Origin of the sequence: Pantoea sp. RIT413 (assembly GCF_003057675.2) — a bacterium.
Taxonomy (GTDB): Bacteria; Pseudomonadota; Gammaproteobacteria; order Enterobacterales; family Enterobacteriaceae; genus Pantoea; species Pantoea eucrina.
This window is the reverse complement of sequence record NZ_QBJB02000001.1, coordinates 743602-757500: the sequence shown is the minus strand read 5'-3', so window position 1 is coordinate 757500 and position 13899 is coordinate 743602. Positions and strand designations below refer to the sequence as shown.

The 13899-nt window shown below is 55.8% G+C and carries 10 protein-coding genes; 6 read left to right on the top strand and 4 right to left on the bottom strand.

Annotation, left to right across the window (positions count from 1 at the left end):
* Positions 1 to 141: 141 nt before the first annotated feature.
* Entirely contained in the window at positions 142 to 1107 is a 966-nt protein-coding gene (trxB, locus tag DBY66_RS03515; protein ID WP_071668681.1) for a thioredoxin-disulfide reductase, read from the bottom strand.
* A gap of 520 nt (positions 1108 to 1627) precedes the next feature.
* On the opposite strand from trxB, the gene lrp reads away from it, so the two are divergent.
* The 5 genes from lrp (at position 1628) to serS (ending at position 9215) form a co-directional block, all read left to right on the top strand.
* The gene (gene lrp / locus DBY66_RS03510) at positions 1628 to 2122 is read left to right on the top strand and encodes a leucine-responsive transcriptional regulator Lrp (RefSeq protein ID WP_006118610.1); all 495 of its coding nucleotides are present in this window, start codon (positions 1628 to 1630) and stop codon (positions 2120 to 2122) included.
* A gap of 119 nt (positions 2123 to 2241) precedes the next feature.
* Positions 2242 to 5682, top strand: coding sequence for a DNA translocase FtsK 4TM domain-containing protein (locus DBY66_RS03505; protein WP_108569197.1), 3441 nt, complete (start codon positions 2242 to 2244; stop codon positions 5680 to 5682).
* 178 nt (positions 5683 to 5860) lie between these two features.
* A complete protein-coding gene (gene lolA / locus DBY66_RS03500; RefSeq protein WP_039383538.1) occupies positions 5861 to 6472 on the top strand; it encodes an outer membrane lipoprotein chaperone LolA in 612 nt (203 codons plus the stop codon).
* Positions 6473 to 6479: 7 nt separating this feature from the next.
* Entirely contained in the window at positions 6480 to 7826 is a 1347-nt protein-coding gene (locus tag DBY66_RS03495; RefSeq protein WP_108569198.1) for a replication-associated recombination protein A, read from the top strand.
* Positions 7827 to 7922: 96 nt separating this feature from the next.
* Positions 7923 to 9215, top strand: coding sequence for a serine--tRNA ligase (gene serS, locus DBY66_RS03490; protein WP_039383543.1), 1293 nt, complete (start codon positions 7923 to 7925; stop codon positions 9213 to 9215).
* A gap of 158 nt (positions 9216 to 9373) precedes the next feature.
* Here serS and DBY66_RS17845 read toward each other — a convergent pair whose 3' ends face one another.
* On the bottom strand, positions 9374 to 9520 hold the full coding sequence (locus DBY66_RS17845; RefSeq protein ID WP_158249855.1) for a hypothetical protein: 147 nt from the start codon (positions 9518 to 9520) through the stop codon (positions 9374 to 9376).
* A gap of 13 nt (positions 9521 to 9533) precedes the next feature.
* On the opposite strand from DBY66_RS17845, the gene DBY66_RS03485 reads away from it, so the two are divergent.
* On the top strand, positions 9534 to 10685 hold the full coding sequence (locus DBY66_RS03485) for an MFS transporter (RefSeq protein ID WP_108569199.1): 1152 nt from the start codon (positions 9534 to 9536) through the stop codon (positions 10683 to 10685).
* Positions 10686 to 10724: 39 nt separating this feature from the next.
* Here DBY66_RS03485 and pflA read toward each other — a convergent pair whose 3' ends face one another.
* Positions 10725 to 11465 carry a pyruvate formate lyase 1-activating protein gene (pflA, locus tag DBY66_RS03480; RefSeq protein WP_039383546.1) on the bottom strand — a complete coding sequence of 247 codons (741 nt, stop codon included), beginning with the start codon at positions 11463 to 11465 and terminating at the stop codon, positions 10725 to 10727.
* Between the two features lie 147 nt (positions 11466 to 11612).
* Positions 11613 to 13895, bottom strand: a complete 2283-nt coding sequence (gene pflB / locus DBY66_RS03475) for a formate C-acetyltransferase (RefSeq protein ID WP_108569200.1) — start codon at positions 13893 to 13895, stop codon at positions 11613 to 11615.
* Positions 13896 to 13899 lie beyond the last annotated feature (4 nt).

Here is a 13899-nt window from a genome sequence, read left to right as displayed (position 1 = left end):
TGTCGTCTGCTCTTCTGAAACAGGGCGAAAACCCGATAAAGTATCCGGTTATTGCGGTCGGCAGCACTTTAGCACGCGGTACATAAAAAAGGCGACCTGAACAGGTCGCCTCACTTTGATTATGATCAGGTTATTAACACGTTACCGATCGGTTTTAACCAGCCCATCCAGATAGCGCTCTGCATCCAGCGCTGCCATACAGCCGGTACCGGCAGAGGTAATCGCCTGACGATAAGTGTGATCCATCACATCGCCTGCGGCAAAGACGCCCGGAATACTGGTCTGCGTGGCGTTACCGTGCAGGCCGGACTGCACCTTAATGTAGCCATTTTCCAGCGCCAGCTGGCCCTCAAAAATGGCGGTGTTTGGACTGTGGCCGATGGCGACAAACAGGCCTGCGACCTCAAGCGATTCTGCAGGCTCACCGTTAGTTGCCAGCAGCTTCACGCCGGTCACACCCATCTGGTCACCGGTCACTTCTTCCAGCGTGCGGTGCGTATGCAGCACAATGTTGCCGCTGCGCACTTTCTCCATCAGCCGGTCGATCAGAATTTTCTCTGCGCGGAAGGTGTCGCGGCGGTGAATCAGGTGCACCTCAGACGCGATGTTGGCAAGGTACAGCGCCTCTTCAACAGCAGTATTGCCTCCGCCGATCACCGCAACTTTCTGGTTGCGATAGAAAAAACCGTCGCAGGTCGCACAGGCAGAGACGCCACGGCCCTTAAATGCCTCTTCAGAAGGCAGACCCAGATAGCGTGCAGATGCACCCGTCGCAATAATCAGGGCGTCCGCCGTATATTCGCCGCTGTCGCCGGTCAGGCGGAAAGGGCGCTGCTGCAGGTCAACGGTATGAATATGATCGAACAGGATTTCAGTGTTGAATTTTTCGGCATGCGCATGCATACGCTCCATCAGCGACGGCCCGGTCAGGTCATGCGGGTCGCCTGGCCAGTTTTCAACTTCGGTGGTCGTCGTAAGCTGGCCGCCCTTTTCCAGACCGGTAATCAGAACCGGATTCAGGTTAGCGCGTGCCGCATAAACTGCAGCGGTATAACCGGCTGGGCCTGAGCCCAGGATAAGCAGTTTGCTGTGTTTGGCCGTACTCATGCATTCCTCAGTGTGTTTCTGACAACAGTGATTTTGATTGTAGGGAAATTAGGACAGCAAAAAAAGCTTTGCACCATTTTGTTAGCAATTGCTGCAAGCGGCGTAGACGATGAAACGCATCTTTGCTGCAGCGTTGCGCTAAAAGAGTGCATTCTGAGTAAATAAAAGGCATCACCGCCCTGAAAATATCATTTAAAAACAGGGCTCCAGCACGGTATCTGGCATCTTGTACTGAATTTAGATGTTTTACTTTGACAATCGCCTGCGCATTTGCGAAAACATTGGAAGAAGCAGAGAGTCTCTGGCGGTTCAGAACGGTAATTGATTGCTGTTTTGCGCGGTGGCGTCAGAAAATCTCAGCCTGACATTGGTAATGACGCATGATGTGGACAGACAGCATGCGTCATACGGATGGTGCGCGACTGCACAGGCTTATGGTCTTCAATTCAGTAAGGCTCTGGAATACGCATTTTTCAGGGTTGTGGCAGGCATAGGGAAGGAATTAAGAGAGACAATAATAATGGTAGACAATAAAAAGCGCCCCGGAAAAGATCTGGATCGTATCGACAGAAATATCCTGAATGAACTGCAAAAAGATGGCCGTATCTCCAATGTTGAGCTTTCCAAGCGCGTAGGCCTTTCGCCAACGCCATGCCTTGAGCGTGTTCGCCGCCTGGAGCGACAGGGCTTTATCCTCGGCTACACCGCTCAGCTTAACCCGCACTACCTTGATGCATCCCTGCTGGTATTTGTTGAGATTACTCTGAATCGCGGTGCCCCTGACGTGTTTGAGCAATTTAACGCCGCAGTGCAAAAACTTGAGGAAACTCAAGAGTGTCACCTCGTTTCCGGTGACTTTGACTATCTGCTGAAAACCCGCGTGCCTGATATGTCTGCCTATCGTAAACTGCTGGGAGAAACCTTGCTGCGCCTGCCAGGCGTAAACGACACCCGCACCTATGTCGTGATGGAAGAGGTGAAACAGAGTAACCGGCTGGTCATTAAAACCCGCTAACGCAGGGAAGGTGCAAAGCGTGCAGGATTTAGGTACACTCCTGTGAATTCATACAGGACCAGCGTCGGGCTCTTCCGGCGCTGTTGCCTTCTTATTTTACAGGCACCTGGAGAGTTCTCTTGAGCCAGGAATACACAGAAGATAAAGATGTTTCGTTACAACCGCTGAGCAGTGGACGTCGTCTGCTCGAGGCGTTGCTCATCCTTGTAGCCTTGTTCGCCATCTATCTGATGGTGTCACTGGTCAGTTTTAACCCTTCCGATCCCAGCTGGTCCCAGACCGCATGGCATGAACCTATCCACAATATCGGGGGTAGTCCAGGTGCCTGGCTGGCAGATACTTTGCTGTTTATCTTTGGCGTGATGGCCTATGCCATTCCACCCGTTATCCTGGGGCTGTGCTGGATCACTTTCCGTCAGCGCGATCGGCAGGATTATATCGACTATTTTGCCGTTGGATTGCGCCTGATAGGCGTGCTGGCACTGGTGGTGACCACCTGCGGACTGGCTGCGCTGAACGTGGATGATATCTGGTACTTTGCCTCAGGCGGGGTGATTGGCAGTCTGGTCAGCAATGCCATGGCGCCGTGGCTGCATGGTGCAACCGGCACGCTGACGCTGCTCTGTATCTGGGCCGCAGGCATCACGCTCTATACCGGCTGGTCATGGCTCGCTATCGCTGAAAAAATCGGGAGCGTAGTGATGGGCGTGCTGACTTTTGCCAGCAACCGCTCTCGTCATGACGATCGCTGGGAAGAGGATGAGTATGAAGAGGAAGCGAATATCCCATTGCGCCCGGTTGTGGCGTCTCAGGCTGCTGACGAAGAGGATGTTTTGCTGGCTGCGCCGCGAGCGCCTGCGTCTGCGCCTGCACTCTCTGCTGAGCTGGCCAGCGAACCGCTGCTGGCTAAAGCGTCCAGCGCAACCGCTGCGGCGCTTTCTGCGGTCAGTGAAGCTGCCCGTCAGGCACCGCCCGCTTCGGCTGCCGTAGCAGAACCTGCACCGACGGCGGAGCCAGCAGTTACGCAGGCTGCCGTGCCGCAACCGGTCACATCTCAACCGGTTGTGACCGCCACGCCAGCACCGCAGACGCCACCGCTTTATCATTTTGAACTGCCGGCAGAGCCTGTCGCGTCGCCTGCTGCACCGGATGAAGATGGCCCGCGCATGGGCGACTGGCAAAGTGCCGATCGCTTCTCTGCTGCCGCCCCTGCATTCACGGCCGCCGCGGCCACAGGTGCTGCCACCGCGGCCGTACAGCGTGCGGAAGAGTCGCTGTCGCCTGTTTTTGACATTGTGCCTGAGCGCGATCGTAACCCGCAGGTAAAACAGGGGATTGGTCCGGAGCTGCCGCGACCTAACAAAGTTAAACTGCCGACCCGACGTGAACTCGCCTCTTATGGCATCAAACTGCCTTCACAGCGTATGGCAGAGGAGAAAGCGCGCGAAGAAGCAGAGCAGCAACAGCCCGACGTGAGCGCCACGCTGCATCAGCCACAGTATGAGGAAGAGGCTACGCTTCAGGAAGCGCAGCTGCGTGATGCATTTCAGTCACAGCAGCAGCAGCGCTATGGTGAAAGCTGGGAGTCGCATACTGAAGAGGACGATCAGGAGGCGCAGCATCAGGCGCAGCTGGCGAGCCAGTTTGCGGCGCAGCAGCAGCAGCGTTACAGCGCACCGCAGGAAGAAAAAGCGCCGGTGTTTAATCTGGATACCTCGGCTGCTTTTGACTTCTCGCCGATGAAAGATCTGGTTGATGATACGCCGAGTGAACCGCTGTTTACTATTGCGGCAACGCCGGAGCCTGAAGCGCAGTGGCAGCAGTCAGCTGCACCGGCAGCCGAACCAGCCGCGCAGTGGCAGCAGCCAGCCGCACCGGCAGCCGAACCAGCCGCACCGGCAGCAGCACCAGCCGCGCAGTGGCAGCAGCCAGCCGCACCGGCAGCCGAACCAGCCGTAGAGTGGCAGCAGCCAGCTGCACCGGCAGCAGAGCCTGCCGCAGCACCGGCCGTACCGGCGCAGGATAGTCTGTTTCACCCTTTCCTGGTGCGTCATGAACGACCGCTGGAAAAACCTTCCACGCCGCTTCCGGTACTTGAGCTGCTGACGGCTCCTCCGGAAGAAGAAGAGCCGGTGGATATGTTTGCTCTGGAACAGACGGCGCGCCTGGTAGAAGCGCGTCTGGCTGACTACCGGGTAAAAGCGGAAGTGGTAGGGATCTCTCCGGGTCCGGTGATCACCCGCTTTGAGCTCGATCTGGCGCCGGGCGTTAAAGCGGCGAGGATCTCAAACCTTTCCCGCGATCTGGCGCGTTCACTGTCAGCCGTGGCAGTGCGTGTGGTAGAGGTGATCCCCGGTAAACCTTACGTTGGACTTGAGCTGCCGAACAAACATCGTCAGACGGTCTATCTGCGTGAAGTGCTGGATTGCGATAAGTTCCGCGATAATCCTTCTCCTTTGTCAGTGGTGCTGGGTAAAGATATATCCGGACAGCCTGTTGTCGCCGATCTGGCAAAAATGCCACACCTGCTGGTTGCCGGTACCACCGGTTCCGGTAAGTCGGTTGGCGTTAACACCATGATTATCAGTATGCTCTATAAAGCGACCCCGGAAGAGGTGCGCTTTATCATGATCGACCCGAAAATGCTTGAGCTGTCAGTTTATGAAGGGATCCCGCACCTGCTTACCGAGGTGGTCACCGACATGAAAGACGCTGCTAACGCGCTGCGCTGGAGCGTGGTGGAGATGGAGCGTCGCTACAAACTGATGTCTGCGCTGGGCGTACGTAACCTCGCCGGTTATAACGAAAAAATTGAGCAGGCTGCGGCGATGGGCCGTCCGATTCCCGATCCGTTCTGGAAGCCGGGTGACAGCATGGACATGACGCCGCCCGTACTCGAGAAGCTGCCCTATATCGTTGTGCTGGTGGATGAGTTTGCCGACCTGATGATGGCGGTGGGTAAAAAGGTAGAAGAGCTGATAGCGCGTCTGGCGCAGAAAGCGCGTGCTGCCGGTATTCACCTGGTGCTGGCAACCCAGCGTCCGTCGGTTGACGTGATTACCGGTCTGATTAAAGCCAACATTCCTACGCGTATCGCTTTTACGGTATCAAGTAAGATTGACTCGCGTACCATCCTCGATCAGGGCGGCGCAGAATCGCTGCTGGGAATGGGTGATATGCTCTATATGCCACCTAACTCCTCAATGCCGGTACGCGTGCACGGCGCATTCGTGCGCGATCAGGAAGTTCATGCTGTCGTGCAGGACTGGAAAGCGCGCGGACGCCCGCAGTATATCGACAGCATCACCGCGGGCGAGGAGAGCGAAGGCGGCGCAGGCGGGATGGATGGTGATGAAGAGCTCGATCCGCTATTCGATCAGGCCGTCTCCTTTGTGGTTGAGAAACGTCGCGCCTCTATCTCTGGTGTGCAGCGTCAGTTCCGTATCGGCTATAACCGTGCGGCACGTATCATTGAGCAGATGGAAGCGCAGGGGATTGTTTCTGAGCCGGGCCATAACGGTAACCGCGAGGTGCTTTCGCCGCCGCCACATGAAATGTAACGCCGGCTGACAGCACAACTTTCCTGATGGGCCAGTTAACAACTGGCCCATTGTTTATCTGTTGCGCAATCCCCATATCTTTGGGACCTTTCGGCTTTTTCTTCTGTCGAAGAGACAATACGGCAACTACGTTTAATAGCAGTGAGTATCAGGAACAGTGAATAAGGAATCGAATCAGATGAAATTACGCGTTATTGCCTGTGGCCTGCTGGCCGGTTTTGTTTCAGCATCAGCGCTGGCGGATGCCTCCGGCGACCTGCAGCAGCGCCTGAACAAAGTAAACAGTTTCCATGCCAGCTTTAGCCAGAAAGTCACCGACGGCAGCGGTGCCAATGTGCAGGATGGTGAAGGCGAGCTGTGGGTTAAGCGTCCCAGCCTGTTTAACTGGCACATGACGGCGCCGGATGAGAGCGTTATTGTCTCCGACGGTAAAAACCTGTGGTTCTACAATCCGTTTGTTGAACAGGCCAGCGTGAGCCTGCTGCAGAATGCCACCAGCAATACGCCATTTATGCTTATTGCCCGCAATCAGCCCAGCGACTGGAAGCAGTACAACATCAAACAGCAGGGTGACAGCTTTGAGCTGACGCCAAAAAACAGCGACGGCAACCTGAAACAGTTCACCATCAACGTATCGTCATCGGGCACTATCAATCAGTTCAGCGCGGTTGAGCAGGATGGCCAGCGCAGCAGCTACCAGCTGAAGAGCCAGAAAAATGGTGCTATCAGTCCCGATAAATTTACCTTTACGCCACCAAAAGGGGTAACGGTAGACGACCAGCGTCAGTGAGGTTGAGTTGAGTAATCTCTCTCTGGATTTTGCCCCTTCAAATGCGTTTAAACCGCTGGCCGCCAGAATGCGGCCTACGACGCTTCAGGAGTATATCGGCCAGCAGCATCTGCTGGCCCCTGGCAAACCGCTGCCGCGGGCGATTGAAGCCGGGCAGCTGCACTCGATGATTCTGTGGGGACCGCCGGGCACCGGCAAGACCACGCTGGCAGAGATCATCGCGCACTACGGTAATGCTGATGTGGAACGCATCTCAGCGGTCACGTCAGGCGTAAAAGATATTCGTGAGGCAATTGAGCGCGCCCGGCAAAACCGCCACGCCGGCCGCCGCACTATCCTGTTTGTGGATGAGGTCCATCGCTTCAATAAAAGCCAGCAGGATGCCTTTCTGCCACATATTGAAGATGGCACCATCACATTTATCGGTGCTACCACGGAAAACCCTTCGTTTGAACTCAACTCTGCGCTGCTGTCGCGTGCGCGCGTCTATCTGCTCAAATCACTGACGACAGAGGAGATTGAGCAGGTGCTGACGCAGGCGATGGAAGACAGCACTCGCGGCTATGGTGACAGTGATATCGTGCTGCCTGACGCCACGCGCCGGATGATTGCCGAACTGGTAAGCGGTGACGCGCGCCGTGCGCTGAATACGCTGGAAATGATGACGGATATGGCAGATGTCAGCGCGCAGGGCAAGCGGGAGCTGACGCCGCAGCTGCTGACCGAAGTGGCTGGCGAGCGTGCGGCGCGCTTTGATAACCAGGGCGATCGCTTTTACGATCTCATCTCGGCGCTGCACAAATCGGTGCGCGGCTCTGCGCCCGACGCGGCGCTCTACTGGTACGCCCGGATTATTACCGCCGGCGGGGATCCGCTCTATGTCGCACGGCGTCTGCTGGCTATCGCCTCGGAAGATGTCGGAAATGCCGATCCGCGCGCCATGCAGGTAGCCATTTCAGCCTGGGACTGCTTTACGCGCGTCGGGCCGGCAGAAGGCGAGCGTGCGATTGCGCAGGCGATTGTCTATCTGGCATGTGCGCCGAAAAGCAACGCAGTGTACACGGCTTTCAAAGCGGCGCTGCGCGATGCGCGCGAGCATCCTGATTACGATGTGCCGGATCATCTGCGTAATGCGCCGACAAAGCTGATGAAAGAGATGGGGCTGGGTAAAAGCTATCGCTATGCGCATGATGAACCCAACGCCTATGCGGCCGGCGAAGTCTTTTTCCCGCCGGAAATGCGCGATGTCCGCTATTACCATCCTGTGCCGCGCGGACTGGAAGGAAAGATCGGTGAAAAACTCGCCTGGCTGGCTGAGCAGGATGAAAATAGCCCGATAAAACGCTACCGCTGATAAACGCGTTACGGTAAGGTGAGTAAGGAATTCATTGCATTCCAGTGGGATGCAACCCCTCATTTTTCAATCAACCTTTTATTACACAGGATAAGCATGCTCGATCCCAATCTGCTGCGTAACGAGCCAGACGCAGTCGCAGAAAAACTGGCACGCCGGGGATTTAAACTGGATGTGGATACGCTGCGCTCCTTAGAAGAGCGCCGCAAAGTACTGCAGGTCGAAACCGAAAATCTGCAGGCTGAGCGTAATGCCCGATCCAAATCCATCGGCCAGGCAAAAGCCCGTGGGGAAGATATCGAGCCGCTGCGTCAGGAAGTGAATACGCTGGGTGAACGTCTGGATGCGGCAAAAGCGGAACTGGATGTGCTGCAAAATGAGATCCGCGATTTTGCGCTGGCGCTGCCCAATCTGCCAGCTGATGACGTTCCTCTGGGTAAAGATGACAGTGAGAATCTGGAAATCAGCCGCTGGGGCGAGCCGCGCCAGTTTGATTTCCCGGTAAAAGATCACGTAGAGCTGGGTGAATCTGTCAGGGGGCTCGATTTTGCCGCCGCTGTTAAACTGACCGGCTCTCGCTTTATCGTCATGCAGGGCCAGATTGCGCGTCTGCATCGCGCTCTGAGCCAGTTTATGATCGATCTGCACACGCAGGAACATGGCTACCTGGAAACCTATGTGCCGTATCTGGTTAACCACGATACGCTGTATGGCACCGGGCAGCTGCCAAAATTTGGCGAAGATCTGTTTCACACCAAACCGCTGGGTGAAGAAGCGGGTAGCAGCAACTATGCGCTGATCCCTACCGCGGAAGTGCCGCTGACCAACCTGGTGCGTGATGAAATCGTTGAAGAAGAGAGTTTGCCGATCAGGCTGACCGCACACACGCCCTGTTTCCGCTCTGAAGCGGGTTCATACGGCCGCGACACGCGCGGGCTGATCCGTATGCATCAGTTTGATAAAGTGGAAATGGTGCAGATTGTGGCGCCGGAAACCTCTATGGATGCGCTGGAAGCGCTGACCGGTCATGCGGAGAAAGTGCTGCAGCTGCTTAATCTGCCATACCGTAAAGTGCTGCTCTGCACCGGCGATATGGGCTTTGGCGCGGTTAAAACCTACGATCTCGAAGTCTGGCTGCCGGCGCAGGATACCTATCGTGAAATCTCTTCCTGCTCCAACATGTGGGATTTCCAGGCGCGTCGTATGCAGGCACGCTGCCGCAGCAAGAGCGATAAAAAGCCGCGTCTGCTGCACACGCTGAACGGATCGGGTCTGGCGGTGGGGCGTACGCTGGTCGCGGTTCTGGAAAACTATCAGCAGGCAGATGGCCGCATTGCCATACCGGACGTACTGCGTCCTTATATGGGCGGTCTGGAGTATATCGGCTGATTGTCCGCTGATTAAAAGAACCCGGCTCTGGCCGGGTTTTTTTATGGGCGATGCCGTGCGCAGCAATCCGATTTTGCGGCAAAGCTATCACAAATAAACGTTATCGAAGAGAAGCAGCGGTTAAGCGCTAAAAATCTGTAAATTCATAGCGATAGATTTTAATTCTGCTCTGGCGATGATGCTTCTAACCTCCTGAAGATAAAAAAAATAAATTGTTCAGCAGCAAATTGTGCGGTGCTGTTTTTCTGTTCGTTGACTTTCCATTTTCCAGTGGCAAACTGCGCGCAATTCTCGCTTCTTTCCATTGGTTTTATCCTTATGCTTACCTGGTCGCGCCCCGTCCTGCTGCTGCTCTGCGGCTTAATGCTGATGACGGTTTCTATCGCTGTGCTTAATACGCTGGTGCCGCTCTGGCTTGCCCATGAGCAGCTGCCTACCTGGCAGGTAGGGATGGCGAGTTCCGCCTATTACACCGGGAATCTGGCGGGTACGCTGCTGGCTGGCTGGCTGATTGCGCGCTACGGCTTTAATCGCTGCTTCTATTTCGCCAGCGTGCTGTTTGCCCTGTCGACGATGGGAATGGTGCTGCTGGAAGGCTTCTCCAGCTGGACGCTGCTGCGCTTCAGCGCCGGCGTGGGCTGCGCGCTGATCTGGGTAGTGGTTGAAAGCGCTCTGCTCTGCAGCGGTACGGTGCGTAACCGCGGTCAGCTGCTGGCTGCCTATATGATTGTCTATTATCTCGGTACGGTAGCCGGGCAGCTGCTGGTCAGCAGCGTGTCCACTGAACTGCTGCACGTGATCCCCTGGGTCACGGCACTGATTGTCTGCGCTATGCTGCCACTGCTTTTTGTGCAGGTGAGCACGGCCGGAGAGAGCGAAGAGGCGTCCACTACGCGTATCTGGAGCATGCTGCGCCGCCGCAGTTCACGTCTGGGCATCAATGGCTGCATCATCTCCGGCATTGTGCTGGGCTCGCTCTATGGACTGATGCCGCTCTATCTGTCGCATCGCGGTATGAGTGACGCCTCAGTAGGCTACTGGATGGCGCTGCTGGTGAGCTCCGGTATTATCGGACAGTGGCCCGTCGGGCGTCTGGCCGATCGCTTTGGACGCCTGATGGTCCTGCGCGTGCAGGTGTTTGTCGTGATCCTCGGCGCCGTGGCGATGCTGGGCGATACGGCGATGGCGCCGGCGCTGTTTGTGCTGGGGCTGGCAGGCTTTACGCTCTATCCGGTTGCCATGTCATGGGCCTGTGAAACCGTTGCGCACCATGAGCTGGTGGCGATGAATCAGGCGCTGCTGTTCAGCTATACCGTGGGCAGCCTGGTGGGGCCGGCAATGACTTCAATGCTAATGCAGCGTTACTCTGACCAGCTGCTGTTTGTGATGATCGCTGCGGTGGCACTGGTCTATCTGGTCATGCTGCTGCGCAAAGCCGATCATCATGCGACGCCGGTGGCGCACGCCTGACAGGTGTAAATATCAGAGAGCAGGTCGCGCGCGCGGGTCTTAGTACATCACGCTGTGCCCGTAGCCTGCCAGAATCGCTTTAATCCGCTCCATCGTCTCTCTGGCTGGTGGCCTGACGCCAGCCAGCTGGTACGTTTCCCCCATAGCCTCCCATTTATGCTTGCCCAGCTCGTGATAGGGAAGCAGCTCTATTTTTTCCACATTCTGCATGTCAGCGGTAAACCTGCCGAGGCGGTGTGCAGAGTCGTCATCATCTGAATAGCCCGGCACAACCACGTAGCGGATCCAGGTGCGTTTGTTTTTCTTCTGCAGGTAGCGGGCAAAATCGAGCGTGCGGTGATTGGAAACGCCGACCAGAATTTCATGGATCTCATCGTTAATCTGTTTCAGATCGAGCATCACTAAGTCGGTGACCTCCAGCAGCTCATCGATTACCGGATCGTAGCGCCGCACAAAGCCGTTGGTATCAAGGCAGGTGTGAATGCCCGCCTGCTTACAGGCGCGGAACCAGTCGCGCACAAATTCAGCCTGCAGGATCGCTTCTCCGCCGGAGGCGGTCACACCACCGCCTGACGCGTTCATATAATGGCGACAGGCGATCACATCCCGCATCAGCTCTTCAACCGTCGCTGTTTTACCCGCGTGAGTATCCCAGGTATCGCGATTATGGCAGTAGAGGCAGCGCATCAGGCAGCCCTGAAAAAAGGTGATAAAACGGATGCCAGGACCGTCAACGGTCCCGCAGGATTCAATAGAGTGAATGCGACCGACAGCAGACATAGCGATGGTTCTCCGGTTTGGCCTGTTTCAGGCAGCACAATCTCTGTTGTGCTCAGCAGGGAAGTCCGTTTTGCCAGCGTTCCCGCGTCAGCACGCTGGCAAAACGGACTCTGAAGCAGGGCTCCTGTCAGGGAGCCCTGTTTATCATCAGAGTGAGGCAGTGAAGGTCCGGGTGATCACATCCTGCTGCTGCTCCCGGGTCAGCGAGTTAAACCGTACCGCATAACCTGAAACGCGTATGGTGAGCTGCGGATAATTTTCCGGATGCGCCATTGCGTCCAGCAGCATATCGCGATTCATGACGTTAACATTCAGATGCTGACCGCCTTCCAGCGCCGCTTCATGATGGAAATAGCCATCCATCAGGCCCGCCAGGTTTGATTTTCGTACCTCATCATTTTTGCCGAGCGCGTTGGGCACGATAGAGAAGGTGTAGGAGATACCATCTTTTGCATAGGCAAATGGCAGTTTAGCCACCGAGGTCAGCGAGGCCACGGCACCTTTTTGATCGCGTCCGTGCATCGGGTTAGCCCCCGGACCAAACGGCGCACCGGCGCGGCGGCCATCCGGGGTATTACCGGTTTTTTTACCGTATACCACATTTGAGGTAATGGTCAGCACGGACTGGGTCGGCACGGCATTACGATAGGTTTGCAGCTGCTGAATTTTCTTCATAAACCGCTCTACCAGGTCGCAGGCCAGATCGTCTACGCGCGGGTCGTTATTACCAAATTGCGGATAGTCGCCCTCAATCTCAAAGTCGGTGGCCAGCCCATCCGCATCACGCACCGGTTTTACCCGTGCATATTTGATGGCGGAGAGGGAGTCCGCTGCCACTGATAGCCCGGCAATACCACACGCCATGGTGCGATAAACGTCGCGATCGTGCAGCGCCATCAGCGCAGCTTCATAGCTGTATTTATCATGCATGAAGTGGATAATGTTCAGCGCGGTGACATATTGCTTCGCCAGCCAGTCCATAAAGTGATCCATACGCGCCATGACCGTGTCAAAGTCGAGTACTTCATCAGTAATCGGCGCTTCTTTCGGTCCGACCTGCATTTTGAGTTTTTCATCAACCCCGCCATTGATAGCGTACAGCAGCGTTTTAGCCAGGTTGGCGCGTGCGCCAAAGAACTGCATCTGCTTGCCGACAATCATCGGGCTGACGCAGCAGGCGATAGCGTAGTCGTCATTATCAAAGTCAGGACGCATCAGATCGTCATTTTCATACTGCAGCGACGAGGTATCGATGGAGACTTTAGCCGCATATTTCTTAAAGTTGAGCGGCAGCTTCTCGGACCAGAGAATGGTCATGTTGGGTTCAGGGGAGGGACCCATGGTGTACAGCGTATTCAGGAAGCGGAACGTATTTTTGGTCACCAGGGTGCGCCCGTCAACGCCCATACCGGCGAGTGATTCGGTCGCCCAGATAGGGTCGCCTGAGAAGAGCTCATCATATTCCGGCGTGCGCAGGAAACGCACCATGCGCAGCTTCATGACCAGATGGTCAATCAACTCCTGCGCCTGCTCTTCGGTGAGCCTGCCAGCCTGCATATCACGTTCAATATAGATATCGAGGAAAGTAGACACGCGGCCAAACGACATGGCGGCACCGTTTTGCGATTTTACTGCCGCCAGATAACCAAAGTAGGTCCACTGTACCGCTTCCTGTGCGGTGGTAGCCGGCAGCGAGATATCACAACCATATTTTGCCGCCATCGCTTTGATCTGGCCCAGCGCGCGATGCTGTTCAGCGATCTCCTCGCGCAGGCGAATAGTGGCTTCCAGATCCACGCCGTTTTCCATATCGTGCTGCAGCGATGTGAACTGCGCCACTTTGTCCTGCATCAGATAGTCAATGCCGTAGAGCGCAACGCGACGGTAATCGCCGATGATACGACCACGGCCGTAGGCGTCAGGCAGGCCGGTCAGGACGCCTGATTTACGGCAGCGCAGAATATCGGGCGTATAGACATCAAATACCCCCTGGTTATGGGTTTTACGGTAATCCGTAAAGATTTTTTTCAGCGCCGGATCGAGTTCGCGACCGTAGACCTTACAAGAGCCTTCCACCATTTTGATGCCGCCAAAGGGAATAATGGCGCGTTTCAGCGGTGCTTCAGTCTGCAGCCCAACGATGGTTTCCAGAGATTTATCGATATAACCTGCGTCGTGCGAGGTAATGGTTGAAGCCAGATCGGTATCAAAGTCCACCGGTGCATGCGTGCGGTTTTCAATTTTGATCCCTTCCAGCACGCGGTTCCACAGTGCCGTTGTGGCGGGGGTGGCACCCGCGAGAAATGCTTCATCGCCTTCATACGGCGTATAGTTCAGCTGGATAAAGTCGCGTACGTTGACGCGGGTTTTCCACTCGCCGGCCTTAAATCCTTTCCAGGCTGCTGCCATTTTTTCATTCAGTTCGGACATGATA

Excerpts from the sequence above, each read along its gene's own strand:
- trxB (WP_071668681.1), bottom strand. The coding sequence starts at position 1,107 with ATGAGTACGGCCAAACACAGCAAACTGCTTATCCTGGGCTCAGGCCCA.
- lrp (WP_006118610.1), top strand. The coding sequence starts at position 1,628 with ATGGTAGACAATAAAAAGCGCCCCGGAAAAGATCTGGATCGTATCGAC.
- lolA (WP_039383538.1), top strand. The coding sequence starts at position 5,861 with ATGAAATTACGCGTTATTGCCTGTGGCCTGCTGGCCGGTTTTGTTTCA.
- serS (WP_039383543.1), top strand. The coding sequence starts at position 7,923 with ATGCTCGATCCCAATCTGCTGCGTAACGAGCCAGACGCAGTCGCAGAA.
- DBY66_RS17845 (WP_158249855.1), bottom strand. The coding sequence starts at position 9,520 with ATGGAAAGAAGCGAGAATTGCGCGCAGTTTGCCACTGGAAAATGGAAA.
- DBY66_RS03485 (WP_108569199.1), top strand. The coding sequence starts at position 9,534 with ATGCTTACCTGGTCGCGCCCCGTCCTGCTGCTGCTCTGCGGCTTAATG.
- pflA (WP_039383546.1), bottom strand. The coding sequence starts at position 11,465 with ATGTCTGCTGTCGGTCGCATTCACTCTATTGAATCCTGCGGGACCGTT.
- pflB (WP_108569200.1), bottom strand. The coding sequence starts at position 13,895 with ATGTCCGAACTGAATGAAAAAATGGCAGCAGCCTGGAAAGGATTTAAG.